This is a genomic window from Mycobacterium sp. NGS45, from assembly GCF_059812645.1.
This window is the reverse complement of the sequence record NZ_JCALDB010000015.1, coordinates 1-21412: the sequence shown is the minus strand read 5'-3', so window position 1 is coordinate 21412 and position 21412 is coordinate 1. Positions and strand designations below refer to the sequence as shown.

At 68.4% G+C, this 21412-nt stretch carries 26 protein-coding genes and 1 pseudogene; 17 read left to right on the top strand and 10 right to left on the bottom strand.

All coding sequences use genetic code 11. The features are described 5' to 3' along the window. On the bottom strand, window positions 1–537 hold the full coding sequence (locus tag AC5Y3P_RS14880; RefSeq protein ID WP_500046678.1) for a DUF4333 domain-containing protein: 537 nt from the start codon (window positions 535–537) through the stop codon (window positions 1–3). A gap of 50 nt (window positions 538–587) precedes the next feature. Next, window positions 588–1310 (bottom strand): manganese-binding transcriptional regulator MntR, encoded by a 723-nt coding sequence (gene mntR, locus AC5Y3P_RS14875; protein WP_500046677.1) that lies wholly within the window; start codon window positions 1308–1310, stop codon window positions 588–590. A gap of 37 nt (window positions 1311–1347) precedes the next feature. Here mntR and AC5Y3P_RS14870 point away from each other — a divergent pair, with 37 nt between their 5' ends. From AC5Y3P_RS14870 to AC5Y3P_RS14845, 6 genes are all read left to right on the top strand, one after another. Then, complete coding sequence (locus AC5Y3P_RS14870) at window positions 1348–2322, top strand: bifunctional riboflavin kinase/FAD synthetase (protein ID WP_500046676.1); 975 nt, start codon at window positions 1348–1350, stop codon at window positions 2320–2322. A gap of 95 nt (window positions 2323–2417) precedes the next feature. Further along, window positions 2418–2687 (top strand): 30S ribosomal protein S15, encoded by a 270-nt coding sequence (rpsO, locus tag AC5Y3P_RS14865; RefSeq protein ID WP_500046675.1) that lies wholly within the window; start codon window positions 2418–2420, stop codon window positions 2685–2687. Continuing rightward, complete coding sequence (lppU, locus tag AC5Y3P_RS14860) at window positions 2684–3181, top strand: LppU family putative lipoprotein (RefSeq protein WP_500046772.1); 498 nt, start codon at window positions 2684–2686, stop codon at window positions 3179–3181. Before rpsO ends, lppU begins: the two co-directional genes overlap by 4 nt. A gap of 263 nt (window positions 3182–3444) precedes the next feature. Continuing rightward, window positions 3445–5685 (top strand): polyribonucleotide nucleotidyltransferase, encoded by a 2241-nt coding sequence (locus tag AC5Y3P_RS14855; protein WP_500046674.1) that lies wholly within the window; start codon window positions 3445–3447, stop codon window positions 5683–5685. Continuing rightward, on the top strand, window positions 5663–6988 hold the full coding sequence (locus AC5Y3P_RS14850) for a M16 family metallopeptidase (RefSeq protein ID WP_500046673.1): 1326 nt from the start codon (window positions 5663–5665) through the stop codon (window positions 6986–6988). Before AC5Y3P_RS14855 ends, AC5Y3P_RS14850 begins: the two co-directional genes overlap by 23 nt. A 6-nt stretch (window positions 6989–6994) precedes the next feature. Beyond that, the gene (locus tag AC5Y3P_RS14845; protein ID WP_500046672.1) at window positions 6995–8017 is read left to right on the top strand and encodes a nitronate monooxygenase; all 1023 of its coding nucleotides are present in this window, start codon (window positions 6995–6997) and stop codon (window positions 8015–8017) included. Between the two features lie 13 nt (window positions 8018–8030). On the opposite strand, the gene AC5Y3P_RS14840 is transcribed toward AC5Y3P_RS14845, so the two are convergent. Both AC5Y3P_RS14840 and AC5Y3P_RS14835 read right to left on the bottom strand, forming a co-directional pair. Then, window positions 8031–8273, bottom strand: a complete 243-nt coding sequence (locus AC5Y3P_RS14840) for a hypothetical protein (RefSeq protein WP_500046671.1) — start codon at window positions 8271–8273, stop codon at window positions 8031–8033. Window positions 8274–8538: 265 nt separating this feature from the next. Beyond that, a complete protein-coding gene (locus AC5Y3P_RS14835; RefSeq protein WP_500046670.1) occupies window positions 8539–9051 on the bottom strand; it encodes a nitroreductase/quinone reductase family protein in 513 nt (170 codons plus the stop codon). A gap of 313 nt (window positions 9052–9364) precedes the next feature. On the opposite strand from AC5Y3P_RS14835, the gene AC5Y3P_RS14830 reads away from it, so the two are divergent. Further along, window positions 9365–9751, top strand: coding sequence for a hypothetical protein (locus AC5Y3P_RS14830; RefSeq protein ID WP_500046669.1), 387 nt, complete (start codon window positions 9365–9367; stop codon window positions 9749–9751). A 35-nt stretch (window positions 9752–9786) separates the two neighbouring features. On the opposite strand, the gene AC5Y3P_RS14825 is transcribed toward AC5Y3P_RS14830, so the two are convergent. Together AC5Y3P_RS14825 and AC5Y3P_RS14820 are read right to left on the bottom strand one after the other, a co-directional pair. Beyond that, the gene (locus AC5Y3P_RS14825) at window positions 9787–10512 is read right to left on the bottom strand and encodes an anti-sigma factor (RefSeq protein ID WP_500046668.1); all 726 of its coding nucleotides are present in this window, start codon (window positions 10510–10512) and stop codon (window positions 9787–9789) included. After that, the gene (locus AC5Y3P_RS14820; RefSeq protein ID WP_500046667.1) at window positions 10502–11077 is read right to left on the bottom strand and encodes a sigma-70 family RNA polymerase sigma factor; all 576 of its coding nucleotides are present in this window, start codon (window positions 11075–11077) and stop codon (window positions 10502–10504) included. Before AC5Y3P_RS14820 ends, AC5Y3P_RS14825 begins: the two co-directional genes overlap by 11 nt. 278 nt (window positions 11078–11355) lie before the next feature. Between AC5Y3P_RS14820 and AC5Y3P_RS14815 the strand changes: the two genes are divergently transcribed. Further along, window positions 11356–11898, top strand: coding sequence for a fasciclin domain-containing protein (locus tag AC5Y3P_RS14815; RefSeq protein ID WP_500046771.1), 543 nt, complete (start codon window positions 11356–11358; stop codon window positions 11896–11898). Window positions 11899–11969: 71 nt separating this feature from the next. Here the strand turns inward: AC5Y3P_RS14815 and AC5Y3P_RS14810 are convergent, their stop codons facing one another. Together AC5Y3P_RS14810 and AC5Y3P_RS14805 are read right to left on the bottom strand one after the other, a co-directional pair. After that, entirely contained in the window at window positions 11970–13325 is a 1356-nt protein-coding gene (locus AC5Y3P_RS14810; RefSeq protein ID WP_500046666.1) for a TIGR01777 family oxidoreductase, read from the bottom strand. 54 nt (window positions 13326–13379) lie between these two features. Then, window positions 13380–13712 (bottom strand): MerR family transcriptional regulator, encoded by a 333-nt coding sequence (locus tag AC5Y3P_RS14805; RefSeq protein WP_500046665.1) that lies wholly within the window; start codon window positions 13710–13712, stop codon window positions 13380–13382. Window positions 13713–13847: 135 nt separating this feature from the next. Between AC5Y3P_RS14805 and AC5Y3P_RS14800 the strand changes: the two genes are divergently transcribed. Both AC5Y3P_RS14800 and AC5Y3P_RS14795 read left to right on the top strand, forming a co-directional pair. Then, a complete protein-coding gene (locus AC5Y3P_RS14800) occupies window positions 13848–14270 on the top strand; it encodes an Hsp20/alpha crystallin family protein (RefSeq protein ID WP_500046664.1) in 423 nt (140 codons plus the stop codon). Window positions 14271–14847: 577 nt separating this feature from the next. Beyond that, window positions 14848–15201, top strand: a complete 354-nt coding sequence (locus tag AC5Y3P_RS14795) for a J domain-containing protein (RefSeq protein WP_500046663.1) — start codon at window positions 14848–14850, stop codon at window positions 15199–15201. A gap of 53 nt (window positions 15202–15254) precedes the next feature. On the opposite strand, the pseudogene AC5Y3P_RS14790 reads toward AC5Y3P_RS14795, so the two are convergent. Continuing rightward, a pseudogene (locus AC5Y3P_RS14790) lies at window positions 15255–15753 on the bottom strand (DUF4334 domain-containing protein). Between the two features lie 93 nt (window positions 15754–15846). Between AC5Y3P_RS14790 and dapB the strand changes: the two are divergent. The 5 genes from dapB to AC5Y3P_RS14765 all read left to right on the top strand — a co-directional run bounded on the left by dapB (window position 15847) and on the right by AC5Y3P_RS14765 (window position 19253). After that, window positions 15847–16584 carry a 4-hydroxy-tetrahydrodipicolinate reductase gene (gene dapB, locus AC5Y3P_RS14785; protein WP_500046662.1) on the top strand — a complete coding sequence of 246 codons (738 nt, stop codon included), beginning with the start codon at window positions 15847–15849 and terminating at the stop codon, window positions 16582–16584. Then, window positions 16581–17051 carry a hypothetical protein gene (locus tag AC5Y3P_RS14780; protein ID WP_500046661.1) on the top strand — a complete coding sequence of 157 codons (471 nt, stop codon included), beginning with the start codon at window positions 16581–16583 and terminating at the stop codon, window positions 17049–17051. Before dapB ends, AC5Y3P_RS14780 begins: the two co-directional genes overlap by 4 nt. After that, window positions 17048–17503 (top strand): flavodoxin family protein, encoded by a 456-nt coding sequence (locus tag AC5Y3P_RS14775; protein WP_500046660.1) that lies wholly within the window; start codon window positions 17048–17050, stop codon window positions 17501–17503. The genes AC5Y3P_RS14780 and AC5Y3P_RS14775 overlap by 4 nt, the downstream gene beginning before the upstream one ends. 39 nt (window positions 17504–17542) lie before the next feature. After that, the gene (locus AC5Y3P_RS14770; protein WP_500046659.1) at window positions 17543–17998 is read left to right on the top strand and encodes a hypothetical protein; all 456 of its coding nucleotides are present in this window, start codon (window positions 17543–17545) and stop codon (window positions 17996–17998) included. 91 nt (window positions 17999–18089) lie between these two features. Beyond that, a complete protein-coding gene (locus AC5Y3P_RS14765; protein WP_500046770.1) occupies window positions 18090–19253 on the top strand; it encodes a CynX/NimT family MFS transporter in 1164 nt (387 codons plus the stop codon). A gap of 4 nt (window positions 19254–19257) precedes the next feature. Here AC5Y3P_RS14765 and AC5Y3P_RS14760 read toward each other — a convergent pair whose 3' ends face one another. After that, on the bottom strand, window positions 19258–19992 hold the full coding sequence (locus AC5Y3P_RS14760; protein WP_500046658.1) for a dienelactone hydrolase family protein: 735 nt from the start codon (window positions 19990–19992) through the stop codon (window positions 19258–19260). 87 nt (window positions 19993–20079) lie between these two features. Between AC5Y3P_RS14760 and AC5Y3P_RS14755 the strand changes: the two genes are divergently transcribed. Together AC5Y3P_RS14755 and AC5Y3P_RS14750 are read left to right on the top strand one after the other, a co-directional pair. Next, a complete protein-coding gene (locus tag AC5Y3P_RS14755) occupies window positions 20080–20880 on the top strand; it encodes a thymidylate synthase (RefSeq protein ID WP_500046657.1) in 801 nt (266 codons plus the stop codon). Then, the gene (locus tag AC5Y3P_RS14750) at window positions 20877–21359 is read left to right on the top strand and encodes a dihydrofolate reductase (protein ID WP_500046656.1); all 483 of its coding nucleotides are present in this window, start codon (window positions 20877–20879) and stop codon (window positions 21357–21359) included. The genes AC5Y3P_RS14755 and AC5Y3P_RS14750 overlap by 4 nt, the downstream gene beginning before the upstream one ends. The last annotated feature ends 53 nt before the right edge of the window (window positions 21360–21412 follow it).

The window sequence follows — 21412 nt, the reverse complement described above, 5'->3', positions numbered from 1 at the left end:
TTAGTCGAGCAGCTCCCAGCGGTCGCCGCCCTCGGCGCCGAAAGCGGCCGCGGTGACCCGCACGGTGCGGGTCGCGCCGTCCTGGTCGGCAGCGGTGCAGTCGAATGACGAGCCCACCGCAACGATCTCGAGCCCGTCCCCGCAGGTCACCGTCACCGGAAAGCCGAGCTGGTCGGATACCTGGGTGGTCAGGTTCTCGCCGACCATCGGCAGATCGTAGGCGTTGTCCAGGGTTTCGAAGTTGACGTCCTTCTCGTTGTCGGCGACCTTCACCTGCACCCGGACCGGGTTGTCCTCGAGTTCGGCGGTACAGACGAAGGTGTCGCCGGCCTTCGGGTCGTCCTTCAGACGTGGGCAATCCACGCTGCTCACCTCGCGCGATATCGTCGCGTAGCTCTCGTTGAGCGTGGTGGTGATCTCGTCTTCCAGTTTGTCGTAATCCAGCCCGCTGCTGTTGCCGATCGAGGCCGAGAAACTACAGCCCACCAGAGCGAACCCGAACGCCGGCACGGCCAGCCACCCGCGATGTGTTTTCATCATCGGAGCCTAGCGGCGCAGACGGCCCGTGCGGAGCGAAAACCGCCAGCTCAGTTACCCGCGACCACCCAGATCGCCGCGGCGGCCGGGCTGCCGAGATCCACCGTGGTAGCTGCGTCGTCGTCGCCGGATCCCGGTGATTGCACCGCCACCGAGATCAACCCGGCGAAGTCGCGGCGGGCCAGCACCCGCAGCCGGGCATCCAAACTGATCCCGACGCTGTCGAAGTACCGCAGCATCTCCGGGTCGGCATCGGAGATCCGCGCCACCGTCGCGGCATCCCCGTCCTGGCAGTCGGAGAGCTGACGGGCCGGCGGGGTGGGCACCCGACCGTCGGCGGCCGGAATCGGGTCGCCATGCGGATCCCGGGTGGGGTAGCCGAGTTTGGCCTCCATCCGGGCCAGCATCCGGTCCGAGACCGCGTGCTCGAGCACCTCGGCTTCGTCGTGCACCTCGTCCCAGGAGTAGCCCAACTCGTTGACCAAGAAGGTCTCCAGCAGCCGGTGCCGGCGCACCATGGCCAGCGCGGCGCGTCGACCGGCGTCGGTCAGCGTCACCGCGCCGTACTTCTCGTGGTGCACCAGGCCCTGTTCGGCGAGCCGGCGGATGGATTCCGAGGCCGTGCTGGCCGACACCCCGATTCGGTCGGCGAGCAACTTGGTGCTGACCTTGTCCGGGGACCATTCCTGGGCCGTCCAGATGCATTTCAGGTAGTCCTGGGCCACCGTGGACAGCTCGCCGGCATCGGGGTCTGGCGCACCGTCAGGACTCACGTGTGAGAGTTTAGGCGGCCCGTCGTAGGCTTGCCCCGTGCAGCGGTGGCGGGGACAAGACGAAATCCCCACGGACTGGGGCAGATGCGTACTCACCGTCGGCGTGTTCGACGGGGTACATCGCGGACACGCCGAGTTGATCGCCCGTGCGGTCAAGGCCGGCCGGACCCGCGGTGTACCGGTGGTCTTGATGACCTTCGACCCCCATCCGATGGAAGTGGTGTTCCCGGGTAACCACCCGGCACAGCTCACCACGCTGACCCGGCGCGCCGAACTGGTCGAAGAACTGGGCGTGGACGTGTTCTTGGTGATGCCGTTCACCGCCGACTTCATGAAGCTGACCCCGGAACGCTATGTGCACGAACTGCTGGTCGAGCGGCTGCACGTGGTCGAAGTGGTGGTGGGGGAGAACTTCACCTTCGGCAAGAAGGCCGCCGGCGACGTCGACTTCCTGCGCAAGGCCGGTGAGCGGCTGGGTTTCGCCGTCGAGTCGATGTCCTTGGTCGCCGAGCACCATCAGAGCGAGACCGTGACTTTCTCGTCGACCTACATCCGCTCGTGCGTGGACGCCGGCGACGTGGTCGCCGCCACCGAGGCACTGGGCCGGCCGCACCGGGTCGAGGGCGTGGTGGTGCGCGGCGACGGGCGCGGCCGGGTGCTGGGCTTCCCGACCGCCAACGTCGCGCCACCGATGCACTCGGCGATCCCGGCCGACGGCGTCTACGCCGCCTGGTTCACGGTGCTCGGCCACGGGCCGGTGGTGGGCACCGTCACGCCCGGTGAGCGGTACCAGGCCGCGGTGTCGGTGGGCACCAACCCGACGTTCTCCGGCCGGACCCGCACCGTGGAGGCGTTCGTGCTGGACACCGCCGCCGACCTGTACGGTCAGCACGTCGCGGTGGACTTCGTGGCCCGGTTGCGCGGCCAGGAACGTTTCGAGCGGGTCGAGGACCTGGTGGTGGCGATGGATCGCGACGTCGAGCGGGCTCGCTCGATTCTGAGTTCGACCTGATCACTGCTAGACTTCCGCGCCGACGACGGTGTGTGCTGCAGTCTGCGGTGGCCGCGCCCGATCTTTGTTCGCAGACCGATTGATGGAGTGAATTCGTGGCGCTTACCGCCGAGCAGAAGAAAGAAATCCTGTCCAGCTACGGCCTGCACGAGACCGACACCGGTTCGCCGGAGGCCCAGGTCGCGTTGCTGACCAAGCGGATCACCGATCTGACCGAGCACCTCAAGGCGCACAAGCACGATCACCACAGCCGTCGCGGTCTGTTGCTGCTGGTGGGTCGCCGTCGTCGGCTGCTCAAGTACGTCGCCGACGTCGACGTCAACCGCTACCGCTCGCTGATCGAGCGCCTCGGTCTGCGCCGCTGACTTTCGTCCGGATCGCGGCCACGGTCGCAGCGGCCGCAACGCTGACGGCCTGTTCGACGCTGTTCGAACCGACCGTCAGTTCCGACCTGCAGGTCGGCGACTGCCTCCGGTACGGGGGCACCGCCGACCGTCCGGAGGTCGCCGAAGTTCCTTGCGGCAGTGGCGATTCCGCGTTCCGAGTGGTCGCCACCGCACCCGATGCGCGGCAGTGCCCCAGTGACGTGGATTCGTCCTACACCCAACGGCATCCGTTCTCCGATGAGTCCGGCACGGTGTGCCTGGACGTGGACTGGGTGGTGGGGCACTGCATGAACATCGATCCGGACCTGCACGTCGATCCCCGCCGGGTGGATTGCGCCGACACCTCGGCGGTGCATCGGCAACGTGTCACCCAGATCATGGCGGGCGTGGCCGCGGTGGACCAATGTGTCAGCGGCCAGGGCTATCCGTATCAAGAGCGGCAGTTCACGGTGTGCGTCGAAGATGTCAGGTGAGGAAACGGCGGCAGTGTAGAGTGAGGCCTGTTCTGCGGCTCAAGCCCGCGAGCAAACCGGTGCGGTTCGCGCAGTCCCGCGCGCACCGTTCCAGCGCGTCACCTTCCGCAGCGGGGTTCACCACGTGGTTGGACGGTCCTCGGTAGTGGCTGCCGCGAGTCAACTCATCCGGCAGCTTCGATCGATGGCCGTAGGCCACCGGAACCTCTGGACGCGTGACAGCGCAAAAAAGCTGAATATCCAGAGAGGCTGTACGGACGCATATGTCTGCAGTTGAAACCGATGAAGGCGTGTTCGAATCCACCGCCACCATCGACAACGGGAGCTTCGGCACCCGCACCATCCGCTTCGAGACCGGCCGGCTGGCCCAGCAGGCCGCCGGCGCCGTCGTCGCCTACCTCGACGACGAGACCATGCTGCTGAGCGCCACCACCGCCAGCAAGTCCCCCAAGGACCATTTCGACTTCTTCCCGCTGACCATCGACGTCGAAGAGCGGATGTACGCCGCCGGGCGCATCCCCGGGTCGTTCTTCCGTCGCGAAGGCCGGCCGTCCACCGACGCGATCCTGACCTGTCGGCTGATCGACCGCCCGCTGCGCCCGACGTTCGTCTCCGGCCTGCGCAACGAGATCCAGGTCGTGGTGACCGTGTTGAGCCTGGATCCCAAGGATCTCTACGACGTGCTGGCGATCAACGCCGCGTCGGCGTCCACCCAGATCTCCGGCCTGCCGTTCTCCGGCCCGGTCGGTGGCGTGCGGGTGGCGCTGATCGACGGTCAGTGGGTGGCGTTCCCCACCGTCGAGCAGCTCGAGCGCGCAGTGTTCGACATGGTGGTCGCAGGTCGCGTGGTCGGTGACGACGTCGCGATCATGATGGTCGAGGCCGAGGCCACCGACAACGTCATCGAGCTGGTCGCCGCCGGCGCCGGGGCGCCCACCGAGACCGTGGTGGCCGAGGGTCTGGAGGCCGCCAAGCCGTTCATCGCCGCGCTGTGCAAGGCCCAGCAGGAACTGCATGAGGCTGCCGGTAAGGAGACCGCCGAGTACCCGCTGTTCCCGGACTACCAGGACGACGTCTACGAGTCGGTCGCCTCGGTGGCCACCGACGCGCTGTCCGCGGCGCTGACCATCGCCGGCAAGGCCGAACGCGACGAGCGCACCGACGAGATCAAGGTCGAGGTGCTCGAGCGGCTGGCCGACACCTACGCCGGCCGGGAAAAGGAGATCGGCGCTGCCTACCGGTCGCTGACCAAGAAGCTGGTGCGGCAGCGCATCCTGACCGACCACTTCCGTATCGACGGTCGCGGCATCACCGACATCCGGGCGCTGTCCGCCGAGGTTGCGATCGTCCCGCGGGCGCACGGCAGTGCGCTGTTCGAGCGCGGCGAGACCCAGATCATGGGCGTCACCACGCTGGACATGGTCAAGATGGCCCAGCAGATCGACTCGCTGGGGCCGGAGACCTCCAAGCGCTACATGCACCACTACAACTTCCCGCCGTTCTCGACCGGTGAGACCGGCCGCGTCGGTTCGCCCAAGCGCCGCGAGATCGGCCACGGCGCGCTGGCCGAGCGGGCCCTGATGCCGGTGCTGCCCAGCGTCGAGGAGTTCCCGTACGCCATCCGTCAGGTCTCGGAGGCGTTGGGTTCCAACGGCTCCACCTCGATGGGTTCGGTGTGCGCCTCGACCCTGTCGCTGCTGAACGCCGGTGTGCCGCTCAAGGCCCCGGTGGCCGGTATCGCGATGGGTCTGGTCTCCGACCAGGTCGACGGGGAGACCCGCTATGTGACGCTGACCGACATCCTCGGTGCCGAGGACGCGTTCGGCGACATGGACTTCAAGTGCGCCGGCACCAAGGAGTTCGTCACCGCGCTGCAGCTCGACACCAAGCTGGACGGCATCCCGTCCCAGGTGCTGGCCGGTGCGCTGAGCCAGGCCAAGGACGCCCGGCTGACCATCCTCGAGGTGATGGCCGAGGCGATCGATGCCCCCGACGAGATGAGCCCGTACGCGCCGCGGATCACCACGATCAAGGTGCCGGTCGACAAGATCGGCGAGGTGATCGGGCCCAAGGGCAAGATGATCAACTCGATCACCGAGGAGACCGGCGCGTCGATCTCGATCGAGGACGACGGCACCGTGTTCGTCGGCGCCTCCAACGGCGAGGCGGCCCAGGCTGCCATCGACAAGATCAACGCGATCGCCAACCCGCAGTTGCCCAAGGTCGGCGAGCGGTTCCTCGGCACGGTGGTGAAAACCACTGATTTTGGAGCCTTCGTTTCCTTATTGCCCGGCCGGGACGGCCTGGTGCACATCTCCAAGCTGGGCCGCGGCAAGCGCATCGCCAAGGTCGAGGACGTGGTCAAGGTCGGCGACAAGCTGCGCGTCGAGATCGCCGACATCGACAATCGTGGCAAGATTTCGTTGATCCTGGTCGACGAAGAGGAGTCAGGCGATTCTGCACCGGAGTCCGTGCCCGCAGATGCTGCGACCGCCGACGCCTGACGTCGACGGCACCTCCAACGAACAGACCGTCCGGCGCAGCACGCTGCCGGGCGGTCTGCGCGTGGTGACCGAAGCCGTTCCTTCGGTACGGTCGGCTTCGGTCGGGGTGTGGGTCGGCATCGGCTCGCGCGACGAAGGCCGGTCGGTGGCCGGCGCCGCGCACTTCCTGGAACATCTGCTGTTCAAGTCGACGCCGACGCGCAGCGCCTTCGAGATCGCCCAGGCCGTTGATGCCGTCGGCGGTGAACTGAACGCGTTCACCGCCAAGGAACACACCTGCTACTACGCGCACGTGCTGGACAGCGATCTGGCGCTGGGCCTGGACCTGGTGGCCGACGTGGTGCTGCGGGGCCGCTGCGCACCCGAGGACGTCGAGATCGAACGCGACGTCGTTCTCGAAGAGATCGCCATGCGCGACGACGACCCGGAAGACACCCTCGGTGATGCGTTCCTGACCGCGATGTTCGGGGCGCACCCAGTGGGCCGGCCGGTGATCGGCAGTGTCGAGTCGATTTCGGCGATGACCCGCTCGCAACTGCATTCGTTCCACATGCGTCGCTACACCCCGGAGCGGATGGTGGTCGCGGTGGCCGGCAACTTCGACCACGACGACGTGGTGGCACTGGTTCGCGAGTACTTCGGACCCCGGTTGAGTACCGGGCGCACCCCGCAACCGCCGCGGGGCAGCACCGGCCGGGTGCCGGGCAAGCCCACGGTGCAGGTACTGGCCCGGGACGCCGAGCAGACGCACCTGTCGCTGGGGGTGCGAGCCCCCGGCCGGCACTGGCCGCACCGCTGGGCGCTGGCGGTACTCAACGGTGCCCTCGGTGGCGGGCTGAGTTCCCGTTTGTTCCAACAGGTTCGGGAGAACCGCGGACTGGCGTACTCGGTCTACTCAACGGTGGATACCTTCGCCGACACCGGCGCACTGTCGGTGTACGCAGGTTGTCTGCCGGAACGTTTCGAGGAAGTCGCCACGGTGGTGACCGACGTCCTCGACGAGGTGGCGCGCGACGGCCTGACCGAAGCCGAATGCCGAACCGCCAAGGGCTCCTTGCGCGGCTCGATGGTGCTGGGCCTGGAAGATTCGGCGTCCCGGATGAACCGGCTGGGCCGCAGCGAAATCAACTACGGTGCGCACCGCAGCCTGGCCGACAGCCTGGCGCAGATCGACGCCGTCACGCTCGACGAAGTCAACGCGGTGGCACGTCAACTGTTGCGCAAGCCGTTCGGGGCGGCGGTGTTGGGTCCGCTGCCCCGGGGCGGCGCGTTGCCGTCCCGACTGGCCGCGCTCTCCGGGTAGCGCGCGATGTCCTGGCCCGAGCTGACGGTGCCCATCTGCGGGGCGCCGATGGCCGGTGGGCCGAGCACACCGGCGTTGGCGGCCGCGGTCACCGAGGCCGGCGGCCTGGGGTTTCTGGCCGCCGGCTATCTGAGTGAAGCGCGGCTGGCCGAGGACATCGTTGCGGCGCGTCGGCTGACGACGGGTCCGCTGGGCGTGAACCTGTTCGTACCGCAACCCAGTGTGACGGTGCCCGGCGAACTGGACGCGTACCGAGAAGCGTTGCAGCCGTTGGCCGAACACTACGGCGTCGCGGTGGGGGAGCCGCGGGTCGACGACGATGACTGGGCCGCCAAGCTCGAGGTGGTTGCCGACCTGCGCCCGGAGGTGGTTTCGTTCACCTTCGGTGCGCCGAGCCCCGCGGTGCCGGCGCGGCTGCGCGAGCTGGGGATCACCACCCTGATGACCGTGACCACGGCGGCCGAAGCCGTCGCGGCGGTCGACCTCGGGTTCGATGCGCTGGTGGTGCAGGGACCCGAGGCCGGTGGGCATCGGGGCAGCTGGCAGCCCGACGTGCAGCCACCGGTGCAGCCGCTTCTCGAACTGTTGGCGGCCGTGCTGGCGCACACCGAGGTTCCGGTGATCGCCGCGGGCGGGCTGGTGGACCCGAAAGAGATCGCCGGGGTGCTGAGGGTCGGTGCGCGCGGCGTTCAGGTGGGGACCGCACTGTTGGCGACCGACGAGGCGGGCACGAACCCGGTGCATCGCAGTGCGTTGCTCGGTGGCCGGTTCGGCGAAACCGCGGTGACCCGAGCGTTTTCCGGGCGCTACGCCCGCGGACTGGTCAACGAGTTCATCGTGCGCTACGACCAGAGTGCACCGTCCGGCTACCCGCAGGTGCACTATATGACCGCCCCGATCCGGCGCGCCGCGGTCGCCGCCGGTGACCCGCATGGGACAAATCTGTGGGCCGGTACGGGTTTCGGCATGGTGCGCAGCGGACCTGTCGCCGCGGTGCTCGCGCACCTGGCTGCTGGGCTGGCCGGTTAGCGACCGTCGGGACTCAGAATCGCGGTGGCTCGTCGGGGTCGGAATCCGGTGCCGGCGGGGGTAACCAGTCGGCGCTGATGTATTCGGGTTCGGGCGGGTCGTTGACCCAGCGACACCACGGGCTGGTACTGGGCGTGGCCTTCAACAGGAACAGGTCCTTGCGCATGCCGTTGCGTTGCCGGCGGGTGTCGATCTCCTTGCGGCGGCCCTGGTTGATCCGGCGCCGTTCGCGATCGGCGCGGCGATGTTCGCGCATCCGTTTTCGGCTGCGGGTATATCGGGCTGTCTTGTCCTGCAGCGGATTTCGGGGATTATCGGGCGGTGTGCTGCAGGGTGACCGGAGCTGGCCGAACAGTTCCGGGCGGTCGGGGGTGGTGCGGTTCTGGCGTCCGGTCGGCGAGGTGATCAGCAGAACGCCGTTGGACAGTTGACGATCCCGCCACCCGCCGGCGCCGATGCCAAAAGTCTTCAAACGGTGATGTCACCTATTGGCTTAAGAACGCTTCAACGCGACGCGTCTATTAGGACGGCGTAAATGCGAGCAGTGGAATCTGGCGACCTCCGGCGGAGAGTTCATATTGCTCGTAACCCGGGTTCCATTTCTTGGCAAGCGCCCAGAGCCGTTCATGCTCTGCTCCGGTTACCTCCTCACCAAGGAATCGGCCTTCAAAGCCGCCACCGAGGAGAGTCACCTCCGGATTCGCTTTCACGTTGTGATACCAAGCCGGATGTCTTGTGCCGCCGTAGTTAGACGCGACGAGAATGACACGGTCACGGTCGGTGAAGTAGATCAGCGGTGTCGTGCGCTCGACCCCCGACTTCGCCCCCGTAACGGTCAGCAAGACAGCACGAGGAAAAGTACCTACCGAACTCAATCGCCCTCGCGTCAGCCGCATCAGTGCGGGATCGACGCGCGGTGAGATGTGCCGGAGGAACCACTGCCCTCCCGGTGAGAGGGCCGCCTTAATCTTCATGCGCTTGGCAGGGCTGCCCACGAGGCTGTCGGCGACTGGGTCCATGCGCGGGATGGGCATTGCGAGATGCTATCCGTTTCGGGTCGAACGTTTTCGTCAAGTGATGGCACCGGATTGCCAAAGAACATTTTGCAGCACGGAGCTGCGCGGCTCACTTCATCGTCATCCACCTTCTGCTCGTTTCGCCAACGCCGCCGCTAATCGGGTGATCAATGTCCGCAGCATGAACCGGAGCGGCTTGCCGAGGCCGGGGACGGGCGATACGAAGACGTGCGCCACAAAGTTGGCGGGGCATCCAGAGTTTTCGGTGTTCCCGAGAAGGCATCGTCATCCCCGCCCGGGTCGAGACGAAGCCGGCGGTAGCCTACGTCGGGTGAGTGCGCGTAATTACGTCCTCGAGTGGGGACTGATCGACTGGGTCGCCCTGGACCGGGTCGACGATTATGTGCGGGAGGAGTTCCCCGAGGCGCCCGACGACGTGATCCACCAGAAAGTGCTCGACCTCATCGCCGAGTTGGTGACCGAGGGGCTGTTCGTGATCGGCCACCTCACGGCGGGCAACGGTCGGTTCATCGCCTGGGACCTGCCCCTGGACGAGGCGTTGGACCGGATCCGGTGGGCCTACGTGGACAACCACGACGACAAGGGTCTGTGGGCGTGGTACACCTGGCTCGAACTGACCGAGAAAGGCACGCCGATCGCCGAGGCGATCCAGGAGGCGCGGCTGGCCGCCGAGGACGCTGCGGAGGGCGCTCACTAAGGCACGGCCCCGACGCTGCTCGACCAGATAACCACTCAGGTCAGCGGCAACTCGGCGAACAGCGCCGTCGGCTGCGGTGACCCGCCGGTGGGTTCCACGCTGAACCCCAGCGCGGTGGCGTCGGCGAGCTGCCCAAGCACCGCGGTGGTCGACGGCGCCACATCGGCCGGTGCCATGGTGCCGGCAGCCGCCGGTCCCTGCGGTCGCATCAGCCAGATCTGGTAGACGGTGCCCTCCGCCGGCGGGGTGACGTTGTTCATCACCAGGACTCCGGCGCCGACCTGTTTGGAGTACATCACCGTGGCGGTGCCGCCGCCCTCGATGTTGCCCGACACGGTGCGCACGTCGTCGGCGGCGAAGATCCGTTCGGAGGTGGACGGCGCCTCCGGGTTCAGCTGGCTGATCACGGTGATGCCGGCCAGCGCGACCACGATTGCCGCGGCGGCCGCCAGCAGAAAGTTGCGTCGCCGGCTGCGCCGCGCTGCCAACGAGACCGGCGGCTCGGGTGCTCCCGTTTCGCCGACCGCGGCGAGCAGGCGATCCCGCGCCCCGGCCGGGGGTTCGACCGCGGTGGCCGAAGACACCTGCGCCATGGTTTCGCGGACCTCGCGGACCTCGCGCTCGAACGCCGCCACCAAGTCGGGGTCGGCGGTGGCCAGCTGCGCCTCAAGCGCACGGCGCTCGTGGTCGGACATCGCGTCCAGCGCGTAGACGGCGGCCAGCTCGAGCAGGTCGCCTTCGGGCGGCACGCTACTGGTCATCGCTGCTCACCCCCAAGCACTCCTTGAGTCGACGCAGACCGTCGCGGATCCTGGATTTCACCGTCGGCAACGTCGCCGAAAGTTGTTCGGAGACCTCCTGATACGTCAGCCCCCGGTAGTAGGCCAGCTCGACGGACTGGCGTTGCAGGTCGGTCAGCGTACCCAGACAGTGCACCACCTGGCGGGTGTCGTCGCGGCGCAACGCCTCGTCGCTGACCGTGTCGAACACCGGCTCGGCCGACAGTGCCCCGTAGCGCGCCTCCCGGTCCGCGCCGGACTGCTCGGCGCGGACCCGGTCCACTGCGCGGCGATGGGCCAGCGTGATCAGCCACGACAACACCGACCCCCGGCGCGGGTCGAAAGCCGACGCGGTGCGCCACACCTGCAGGTAGACCTCCTGCAGGGTCTCCTCGCTGTAGCCGGGGTCGCGCAGCACCCGCAGGATCATCCCGTAGACCTGCGCGCGGGTCCGGTCGTAGAGCTCAGCGAACGCCGCCCGGTCGGCCGCACTCACCTGTGCGATCAGCACGTCGAGCGTCGCGGTGCGGCCGCCGACGCCGGTCATGGGGTCCGTTCGATCATCAGCGTCAGCATAGCCCGGGTCCACGGCGGCCTCGCCGCGAGAAAAAATTTTCCCCATCCCACCCATCCGCGGGCCGCGCTGCGCCGAATGACGAGCGACAAACCCCGCTGCGGCCGCCCGGTCGCAGGTCGAGAAAGGACACGTCCATGTCACTGCGGATGCGAAACAGCTTGCTGCTCGTCGGTATTGGTGCCCTGGCCACCGTCGGGCTGACCGGGTGCTCGACCGAGACCCGCGACAGCGCCACCGAGACCAGGGTGATGAGCTCGGAGACCACCATTGCCGCTACGTCGACCAGTACCGACCCGGTCGGGTCCGGGCTGGTCGGGCCGGGCTGCGCGGCCTATGCCGAGCAGGTTCCCACCGGGCCGGGCTCGGTGGCGGGCATGGCCAAGGATCCGGTGGCCACCGCGGTGTCCAACAGTCCGCTGCTGACCACCCTCAACGCGGCGATCTCCGGTCAGCTCAACCCGCAGGTCAACCTGGTCGAGACGCTCAACGGCAGCCCGTTCACCGTGTTCGCGCCGGTCGACGACGCGTTCGCCAAACTCGACGCGGCCACCGTCGAGACGTTGAAGACCGACGCCACCCTGCTGACCGACATCCTCACCTACCACGTGGTGCCCGGCCGGGCGGCGCCGGCCGACATCGCCGGTGAACACACCACGGTGCAGGGCGGCACGGTCACCGTCGCCGGCTCGGGGGAGGACTGGACCGTCAACGACGCCACGGTGATCTGCGGCGGCGTGCAGACGGCCAACGCCACGGTGTATCTCATCGACACGGTGTTGACCCCGCAGTAAGCACTCGGTAGGGGCGGAGGATGCCGGCAGGCGTCTTCCGCCCCTACCCGTTGTGCCCCCGCCCGGCTCGTTCAGTCCCGCAGGTGGCCGAGCTGGTGGCGCAGGCAGTCCTCGAGGACGGGCCGGCGGAATCGCTGCCCGGCGGCGAGCAGCCGTCGTGGCATGACCCGTTGGTCGGCCTCGGCCAACTCCCGAGAACCCTGCTCGCCCAGCAGAAGTCGCGGACCGAGGCTGGGTACCGGCAGTAGTGCGGGACGGCGCAGCACGCGCGCCAGTATCCGGGTGTAGTCGCTGTTGCGGACCGGGTTGGGCGCTACGGCGTTCACCGGTCCGGACAACGACTCGTCGACCAGGGCGCGGTGGTAGACATCGACCAGGTCGTCCAGGTCGATCCAGGACAGCCACTGCCGGCCGGTACCCAACCGGCCACCCAGCCCGGCCCAGAACAACGGACGCAGCAGCCGCAGCGTGCCACCGAGCGGGGACTGCACGATCCCGGTGCGCACGGTGACCACCCGTAGCCCCCCGTCGGCGGCCGGCGCCGTCGCGGCCTCCCAGTCCTCGACCACCTCGGCCAGGAAACCCGTTCCGGGTGCGGCGGTTTCATCGAGGAGCTCGTCGCCACGGTCGTAGCCGTAGATGCCGACGGCCGAGGCGGACACGAACACCGCGGGGGTGTCGGCGGCCGCCGCGCATGCGGCGAGCCGCTGCGTCGGGTTGATCCGACTGTCCCGCACGGTGGCCTTGTGGTCGTGGCTGAACCGGCCGGCGATCGACGCTCCGGCCAGATGGATCACCGCGTCGACCCCGTCGAACAGGCCGGGCGCCGGGTCGTCGGGATCCCACCAGCGTTCGTCGGCGCCGCGCGGCTCGCGCCGGACCAACCGGATCACCCGGTGGCCGCCGGTAGTCAGGAACGCCGTAAGCGCGGTGCCCACCAACCCCGATGCGCCGGTGACCGCGACGGTGCGCGCCCCCACGCCCTGCTCGATGCGCCGGCGGTGGCGGTCCAGGTCGTCGGCGACCTGGCGGTGGCGGTAGCGAAACATCTGGCGAAGCGCGGCCTCGGGGATCCGGCTGTGCACGGTGTCGGTCATCCGGGTGCGGTGTTCGTCGATCGCCTCGAAGCGGTGTTCATGGCGCCACGGTCCGCCGAGTTTGCTTGGCAAGGAACGCAATCCGGGCTGCGTCAGGGTGTCGACGAACAGGTTGGGCGGGGCGAAGTCGGCTGGCTGGTGATCCGAGACCAGTTGCAACCCGCCGGGCAGCCCCAGCACTGCGCGACCGTCGGCCAGCGATTCGGCCTCCGCCGCGATCCGCACCGGCTGCCATGGCGGCAGCAGTCGAGCCAACGCGCCGGGGCGGCTGTGCCAGGCGAAGACCTGCTCGCAGGGCGCCTCGACGACGGTGCTGTAGCTGATGCCCATAAAGCCTCCGTAGCGGTGGGGACGGTGTCACTGTCTACCCGCCGCGGGGCGCGGTCACTCCGGTCGGGGCGGATTGCCACGCAGCCGCGCGTTTTCCGAGGCCAAATGGTTGTTGGCGGTCTCGAGCTCGGCGTTGCGGCACTGCAGGTCCAGGATCTCGGCGATACCGGCGATATTGATCCCCTGAACGGCCAACTCCGAGATCCGCTCGAGGAGTTCGAGGTCTTCGTCGCTGTAGCGGCGGGTGCCGCCGTCGGTGCGGGCCGGAGTCAACAATCCGCGGCGTTCGTAGAGCCGCAGTGTCTGCGGATCGATCCCGCTCAGCTCGGAAGCCACCGAGATGGCGTAGACACCGCGCGTCGAGCGCGTCGGGGATTCGTCGGGCACTGGGCTGCTTTCGTGGTCGTCAACATTTCAGATACCACCATCCTTGCATAGATCAGAAACCAGTGCTATAAGAAATATGTGACAGATGACATAGATCATCTGTCTTCACAACAACAGGGTAGGAGGTTAGAGGTCATGTTGATGCGCAGCGATCCGTTCCGCGACTTCGATCGCCTGGCCCAGCAGGTGCTGGGCACCACGGCCCGTCCCGCGGTGATGCCGATGGACGCCTGGCGCGACGGCGACCGCTTCGTCGTCGAGTTCGATCTGCCCGGCGTGGACGCCGAGTCGCTGGACATCGACGTCGAACGCAACGTGCTCACCGTGCGGGCCCAGCGCCCGGAGGGCGACCCCGAACGGGAAATGGTCTCGGCCGAGCGCCCGCGCGGGGTGTTCAGCCGGCAACTGTTCCTGGGGGAGACCCTCGACACCGAACGCATCGAGGCCAGCTACACCGGCGGGGTGTTGCGGCTGACGATCCCGGTCGCCGAGAAGGCCAAGCCGCGTCGGATCGAGATCGCCACCGACGAAAAGGAGAAGACGCCGATCAGCGCCTGACGCGCGCCGTCCGCTACTTGGCCAAGGCGCAAAACGTCGAAAGTGGTTGAGTCAGATGGCAACCAATGTCCAATGCCCCAGTGTCCCGCTCGACGAAGCGGCGGTGGCCCTCGAGGCCGAGTGGATCTGCCTGCAGCAGGACTACGCGCAGAGGGAGCAGGAACTCGCCGAACTGCGCGCCGAGCTCCCGGTCCCTCGCCGGACCCCGGGACGCGTCGGGACCGCCCTGGACCGGTGGGTCTGTGCGCGGCCGGCGGACCGAGACCGACGGTGTCCACCGGAACGCTGGCGTGCGGGGCCGGTGTGGGCGACCCAGCGGTCTCCTCCGTCGGGCCGCTGATCTCGTCCAGAGCGGTTAGCTCACACGGGAGGTGATGCCGAAGCGGTGCGCATCGGAAGGCAACGAATCGCGCGCAGCCCGTACTGCGAGTAGGCGGGGTGCGGCCGACCGGGTCAGTGCCCGGGTCGGTCCGCGTACGCGCCGCCACCGGGAGTGGCATGGCGAACGGGCGGCGTGCGATTCGTTGCCGCTACCCGCGCGAGCGTTCGGCATCACCGCAGATTCGGAGAGGCAGCGGTGGTCAGCGGCACACCCGATCCCTACCACGTCCTGGGGGTGGCCCCCGACGCCACTCAGGCCGAGATCACCCGTGCGTATCGGGTCCGGTTGCGGGCGCAGCATCCCGACACCCGGGGCGCCTCGTCATCGCGCGGCGCCGACGAAGACGTGCGCCAGATCCTGGCAGCCTATGCAATCCTGCGCGACCCGGCCCGGCGCGCCGACTATGACCGCGCAGCCACGGTCCGCCGCGACTCGGCGGTCCAGATACCAATCACGCGTCGGCGCAACCGAAATCACCGACCGGGTGCCGAGCCGCCGCTGCGGGCCGGCCCGACCCGGTGGCATCACCACCCACCGCAGCCGTCGTGAACTCGGCCAGCGTGACCGGCGGCGGCGATGAGTCCGTCCGGTACCGAAGTTGGCTACTGCACCGGCAGCGACGAATCCCGGCGCAAGACGAAGAAGTACGGCCGTGGCGAGCCGCGCAGGTCCATTGCGCCCAGCACGGTGTCGTCGTCGATCCTGCGGAAGACGTCGTTGATCGGCAACTGGTCGTAGAGCATGGTGGCGCTGTCCACGCCCCGGAACCGGGTGGTCCGCAGCCGGGCCTTGGGCCCGCGGGCGCGCAGGGCCGGGCGCAGCGCGGCGATGGGCTGGCCCGAATTTCATCCGTTTGAGCGCGGGTACCTTGGTGGCCGGGCCGACACCGGCGAAGGCCACCGTCGGATTCAGTGGCCACAGCGCGGACCCATCGCGGTTGGGAAACAGCAGCGGATGCACGGTTTCGGCGTCGATGAACTGCTTACCCCACCACCCGCTGGCCGCGAGTAACCCGTCCATCGGGTGGTCGGTGGGAACTTCCGCACCCCGCCAGGTGCCGATCATGGCCTCTGGTTCCACCGCGGGCGCGGCGTCGAACATCGCGAGTGCGGCCGCGCTGGTCACCGGGACCTCGGGCAACACCTCTTCTGGCAGCATGACGCCAGCTTAGGCGCCCCGACTAGGCTGCTGACCATGCGAGTGGGAGTGCTGGGTGCCAAGGGCAAGGTCGGAGCGACGATGGTTGCCGCGGTCGAGGCCGCCGACGATCTGAGTTTCACCGTCGGCGTCGACGCCGGCGACGCGCTGGCACAGCTGGTCGACACCGACACCGAGGTGGTGATCGACTTCACCCACCCGGACGTGGTGATGGACAACCTGAAGTTCTTGATCGACAACGGTATTCACGCCGTCGTCGGCACCACCGGCTTCACCCAGGAGCGCCTCGACCAGGTGCAGGCCTGGCTGGGCGCCAAACCCGGTGCGCATGTGCTGATCGCACCGAACTTCGCCATCGGCGCGGTGCTGACCATGCATTTCGCCCAGCAGGCGGCCCCGTACTTCGAATCGGTCGAGATCATCGAACTGCACCACCCACACAAGGCGGACGCCCCGTCGGGAACCGCGGCCCGGACCGCCAAGCTGGTGGCTGCGGCGCGAAAGGACCTGCCGCCCAACCCCGATGCCACCAGCACCGGGATCGAGGGGGCCCGCGGCGCCGACGTCGACGGCGTCCCGGTGCACTCGGTGCGGGTGACCGGGCTGGTGGCCCACCAGGAGGTGCTGTTCGGCACCCAGGGCGAGACGCTGACCATCCGGCACGACAGCCTGGACCGCACCTCGTTCGTGCCCGGTGTGCTGCTGGCGGTACGCAAGGTCAAGGAGCATCAGGGTCTGACCATCGGCCTCGAGGCGCTGCTCGACCTGCAATGAAGGCCTACCGCGCGCAACTGCTGATCGGGTTCCTGTGTCTGGCCCTGATCGTCTACTTCGTGCTGCTGGGCCGGATCGCCGTCGCACTGATCGCCGACGGCCGCGCCGCCCCGGTCGGGATGGGGCTGGCGCTGCTGATCCTGCCGGTGATCGGGGCGTGGGCGATGGTCGCCACGCTGCGGGCCGGGTTCGCGCACCAACGGCTGGCCCGGCTGGCTGCCGAGCAAGGCATGGAACTCGATGTCAGCGAACTGCCGCGGCGCGCCTCCGGCCGGATCGAAAGGGCCGCCGCAGACCAGCTTTTCGACACAGTGCGGGCCGAACTCGACGCCGACCCGGACAACTGGGTGCGCTGGTATCGGGTGGCCCGGGCCTACGACTATGCCGGTGACCGAACCCGCGCGCGGGAGGCGATGAAGAAGGCCGTCGCCTTGCAGGAGGGCAGAGCAGTCGGGGAGGGCAGATGAGCCGCACCCTGCTGATCGTGCATCACACCCCGTCGCCGGCCACCCGGGAACTGTTCGAGCAGGTGCTGGCCGGCGCCCGGGACCCCGAGATCGTCGACGTCGACGTGGTGGTGCGCCCGGCGCTGGCCGCGACCGTGCCCGACGTGCTCGACGCCGACGGGTATCTGTTCGGGACGCCGGCCAACATCGGCTACATGTCCGGTGCGCTCAAGCACTTCTTCGACACCGTGTACTACCCGAGCCTGGACCACGTCGCCGGCCGGCCGTACGGGTATTGGGTACACGGCAACGACGACACCGGCGGCGCGGCCAACGCCATCGAACGCATCGCCGGCGGGATGGGGTTGACCAAGGCGGCCGACCCGCTGCACGTTGTGGGTGCGCTGACCGGCGTGGTGCGCGAGCAGGCCTATGAGCTGGGCGGCACACTGGCTGCCATGCTGATGGATTGACGCGGGCCCACCGACGTCGACCGACTCGAGGGAGAAGCCATGCCGGGGATCGCAGAACTGGCCTTGGGGGCCGCGCCGATCGCCGGCGGGGCCCTGCTCGGGATTGCTGCCGGGACCTTCAAGGGCCCCGACGTGCGGGCCGCGATCAAGGCCGACATGGACCTGCTGGACCGGCTGCCACCCGAGCAGACCGAGCGCCGGGCCGCCCTGCAACGTTCCATCGATATTCGGGTCGACGAGATCGTCTCCGGTGTCGAACGCTCGCGTGAGATCCGCTCGCTGGCCGCGTCCTACAGCGGAAACTGGCGCGACATCGTGGTGTTCATCTGCGCGGTGTTGTTCACCGTGGTGTGGTGGAACGTCGACCACGACCGCACCAACTGGGTGCTGATGTTCGTCGTGCTGATCGGTCTGTCGATCATCGCGGCGATCTACGCGACCCGCGGAATCTTCCGCGCCGCCGCGACATTCATGCACTCGCGGCGGCGCACCTGAGTTGGGTACCGAACCCGCACGGCGCCGGGACAGCTACCGGCGTGACCTCGAATGCGAGTTGGACGGCGCGGTAGAACTGCGGCCCGGCGCGATGGTCGCCGGCGGGACGCTGTTGGTGGTCGCAGTGGTGCTGACCGCGCTGAACCTGCGCCCGGCGATCACCAGTGTGGGCCCGCTGCTCGGCGAGATGCAGACCTCGCTGGGTGCCTCGGCCACCTGGGCCGGTGTGCTGACCACGCTGCCGTGCCTGTGTTTCGCCGGTGCCGGCCTGGCCGCGCCGTGGCTGTCCCGGCGGATCGGGTTGGGCCGGGCCATCTCGGTGGCACTGGTGGTGCTGTGCATCGGTCTGCTGGTCCGGGTGCTCGCCGGCGCGGCCGTGGTGATCGGCGGAACCCTGGTCGCCTGTGCCGGCATCGCGCTGGCCAACGTGCTGATCCCGGTGGTGATCAAGGGTTCGTTCCCGGCCCGGATCGGGTTGATGACCGGGATCTACACCGCCGCCCTGCAAGGCGGCGGCGCACTGGGGTCGGCGGCCACACCGCTGCTCGACGATCTGCTCGGCGGCTGGCGCGGCGCGCTGGCCAGTTGGGCGGTGCTGGCCGCGCTGGCGTTGGTGCTGTGGCTGCTGGGTGCGCGGCCGATCGCCGCGGTGCGGATGGACGACGCCGGAGCTTCGGCGCACACCGGCCGGTCACTGCTGCGCAGCCGGCTGGCCTGGACCATCACGCTGTTCTTCGGCTGCCAGTCGTTCTTGGCCTACATCGTGATGGGTTGGCTGCCGGAGGTCTTCATCGACAGCGGGGTCGGGCAGACCGAGGCCGGGTTATTGGTCGGCTTCGTGTCGGTGCTGGCGGTGCCGATCAGCCTGGTGATCGCGCCGTGGGCGGCCGCACAACGCGCGCAAAGCGGCTGGATCGTGGGCCTGGGTGTGCTCGGTTTCATCGGGATGATCGGTTTGGCGGTCGACCCGGGCTTCTCGCCGCTGCTGTGGAGCGTGCTGGTCGGTTTGGGGATGAGCGTGTTCTCGCTGGCGCTCGCGGTGATCGCGCTGCGGGCGCGCACCGCCGAGGACACCGCCCCGCTGTCCGGCATGGTGCAGGGTTTCGGCTATCTGCTGGCCGGGGTGGGGCCGCTGCTGTTCGGCCTGCTGCACGACCTGACCGGTGGCTGGACCGTGCCCTGGGTGATGGCCCTGACGGTGTACGCCGTGCAGATGGTCGCCGGTGCGCTGGCCGGGCGGGACCGCTACGTCTGACCCGTCATAGGTGGGCCGCGAGGAACTCGCCGGTGGCCTGCCTGTGTCGGGCCGCGGCGTCGGCGTCGTACGGTCCGTTGTCGGGGACGGCGAAACCGTGTCCGGCCGGGTAGTGCTCGATCACGTGCGTGACGCCGGCCGCGGTCAGCGCCTCGTCGAGGGTCTCGGCCTGTGCCTTGGTGAACGAGTTGTCGTTGTGCGCCGCGCCGACGTAGACCGCGGCTTGGGTCGCGTCGGCCAGCAGGTGCGGGCTGGCCGGATCGTCGGCCACCAGCCCGCCGCCGTGGAAGCTCAATGCGGCCCCGACCCGCTCGGGTACCCGGCCGGCCACGATCAGCGAGATCCGGCCACCCATGCAGTAGCCGGTGGTGCCGAACCGTTGGCCGCGCACCTCCGGGCGGGCCGCCAGGTAGTCGAAGAACGCGTTGGCGTCGGCGGCCATCATGTCGGCGGTGACCGAGGCGATCATGCGGTAGATCCGGTTGCGCTCGGCGGCATCGGCGAACACCGCCGCCATGTCGAATGGCGCCCAGCCCGGGGTGCGGTAGTACACGTCCGGGGTCAGTACCGCAAAGCCCAGGCCGGCCAGGTGTTCGGCCATCTCGGTGATCGTCGCGCGCGCACCGCCGGCGTCCGGGTAGAGCACCACACCCGGCCACGGGCCGGCGCCGTCGGGGGTGGCGAAGGTGATCGGGCAGCTGCCGTCGGCGGTCGTGACGGTATCGGTGATGGTCGGCATGGCATCTGTTCTACCGGGTCAGGACTGGCCTGACAGCCCCGCGTGTGCCGGAGGCCTGCGCGCAGCGGGTCGCAGTAAGCTGAGGCCGTGCCTGTGCCCACGCCCTACGAGGACCTGTTACGGCTGGTGCTGCAGACCGGAACCCCGAAAGCGGATCGCACCGGAACCGGCACCCGCAGCCTGTTCGGCCACCAGATGCGTTACGACCTCAACGCCGGTTTCCCGCTGATCACCACCAAGAAGGTGCACACCAAGTCGGTGATCTACGAGCTGCTGTGGTTCTTGCGCGGTGACTCCAATGTGCGCTGGCTACAGGACCGCGGCGTCACGATCTGGGATGAATGGGCCTCGGAGACAGGTGATCTGGGCCCGGTCTACGGCGTGCAGTGGCGATCCTGGCCGACCCCGTCGGGCGCGCACATCGACCAGATCAGCGCCGCGCTGGAACTGCTGAAATCCGACCCGGACAGCCGCCGCAACATCGTCTCGGCCTGGAACGTCGGCGAGATCCCGCAGATGGCGTTGCCGCCGTGCCATGCGTTCTTCCAGTTCTACGTGGCCGACGGCCGGCTCAGCTGCCAGCTCTACCAGCGCAGTGCGGATTTGTTCCTCGGTGTTCCGTTCAACATCGCCAGCTACGCGCTGTTGACCCACATGATGGCCGCGCAAGCCGGCCTGGGCGTGGGGGAGTTCGTCTGGACCGGCGGGGACTGCCACATCTACGACAACCACGTCGAACAGGTGAATTTGCAGCTCGGCCGAGAGGCCCGGCCGTATCCGGAACTCGTTTTGGCGCACCGTGATTCGATATTCGACTACGTCTACGAGGACATCGAGATCAAGGGCTATGACCCGCACCCGGGGATCAAGGCTCCGGTAGCGGTGTGACCCTCGGACTGATCTGGGCGCAAGCGAGCTCGGGTGTGATCGGGCGGGACAACAGCATTCCGTGGCGACTGCCCGAAGACTTGGCGCACTTCAAGGAAGTCACACTCGGGCACACCGTGGTGATGGGACGGCTGACCTGGGAATCGCTGCCCGCTGCGGTGCGGCCGCTGCCCGGGCGGCGCAACGTGGTGATCAGCAGGCGGGCCGGGTATGCCGCCGACGGGGCAGAAGTGGTCAGTACTTTGTCGGCCGCGCCGACGGAGGATGCCTGGGTGATCGGCGGCGCGCAGATCTACGCGTTGGCGTTGCCGCAGGCCACCCGCTGCGAGGTGACCGAGATCGAGCTGGATCTGCCGGTCACCGAGGGTGATGCGCTGGCCCCGAAACTCGATGACAGCTGGACGCTGAGCGCAGGGCAATGGCAGACCAGTTCGACCGGGCTGCGCTACCGGTTCTGCAGCTATCGGCGCCCGGCATAACGCACATTGATGACACCGCTGAGCGCCGGCATTTGCAATATGCACATGCCGGC

Excerpts from the sequence above, each read along its gene's own strand:
- AC5Y3P_RS14850 (WP_500046673.1), top strand. The coding sequence starts at position 5,663 with ATGCTGCGACCGCCGACGCCTGACGTCGACGGCACCTCCAACGAACAG.
- dapB (WP_500046662.1), top strand. The coding sequence starts at position 15,847 with ATGCGAGTGGGAGTGCTGGGTGCCAAGGGCAAGGTCGGAGCGACGATG.
- AC5Y3P_RS14810 (WP_500046666.1), bottom strand. The coding sequence starts at position 13,325 with ATGGGCATCAGCTACAGCACCGTCGTCGAGGCGCCCTGCGAGCAGGTC.
- AC5Y3P_RS14825 (WP_500046668.1), bottom strand. The coding sequence starts at position 10,512 with ATGACCAGTAGCGTGCCGCCCGAAGGCGACCTGCTCGAGCTGGCCGCC.
- AC5Y3P_RS14880 (WP_500046678.1), bottom strand. The coding sequence starts at position 537 with ATGAAAACACATCGCGGGTGGCTGGCCGTGCCGGCGTTCGGGTTCGCT.
- AC5Y3P_RS14855 (WP_500046674.1), top strand. The coding sequence starts at position 3,445 with ATGTCTGCAGTTGAAACCGATGAAGGCGTGTTCGAATCCACCGCCACC.
- AC5Y3P_RS14845 (WP_500046672.1), top strand. The coding sequence starts at position 6,995 with ATGTCCTGGCCCGAGCTGACGGTGCCCATCTGCGGGGCGCCGATGGCC.
- AC5Y3P_RS14780 (WP_500046661.1), top strand. The coding sequence starts at position 16,581 with ATGAAGGCCTACCGCGCGCAACTGCTGATCGGGTTCCTGTGTCTGGCC.
- AC5Y3P_RS14765 (WP_500046770.1), top strand. The coding sequence starts at position 18,090 with ATGGTCGCCGGCGGGACGCTGTTGGTGGTCGCAGTGGTGCTGACCGCG.
- AC5Y3P_RS14800 (WP_500046664.1), top strand. The coding sequence starts at position 13,848 with ATGTTGATGCGCAGCGATCCGTTCCGCGACTTCGATCGCCTGGCCCAG.
- AC5Y3P_RS14760 (WP_500046658.1), bottom strand. The coding sequence starts at position 19,992 with ATGCCGACCATCACCGATACCGTCACGACCGCCGACGGCAGCTGCCCG.
- AC5Y3P_RS14820 (WP_500046667.1), bottom strand. The coding sequence starts at position 11,077 with ATGACCGGCGTCGGCGGCCGCACCGCGACGCTCGACGTGCTGATCGCA.
- AC5Y3P_RS14840 (WP_500046671.1), bottom strand. The coding sequence starts at position 8,273 with ATGCGCGAACATCGCCGCGCCGATCGCGAACGGCGCCGGATCAACCAG.
- AC5Y3P_RS14775 (WP_500046660.1), top strand. The coding sequence starts at position 17,048 with ATGAGCCGCACCCTGCTGATCGTGCATCACACCCCGTCGCCGGCCACC.
- AC5Y3P_RS14835 (WP_500046670.1), bottom strand. The coding sequence starts at position 9,051 with ATGCCCATCCCGCGCATGGACCCAGTCGCCGACAGCCTCGTGGGCAGC.
- AC5Y3P_RS14815 (WP_500046771.1), top strand. The coding sequence starts at position 11,356 with ATGAGCTCGGAGACCACCATTGCCGCTACGTCGACCAGTACCGACCCG.
- AC5Y3P_RS14770 (WP_500046659.1), top strand. The coding sequence starts at position 17,543 with ATGCCGGGGATCGCAGAACTGGCCTTGGGGGCCGCGCCGATCGCCGGC.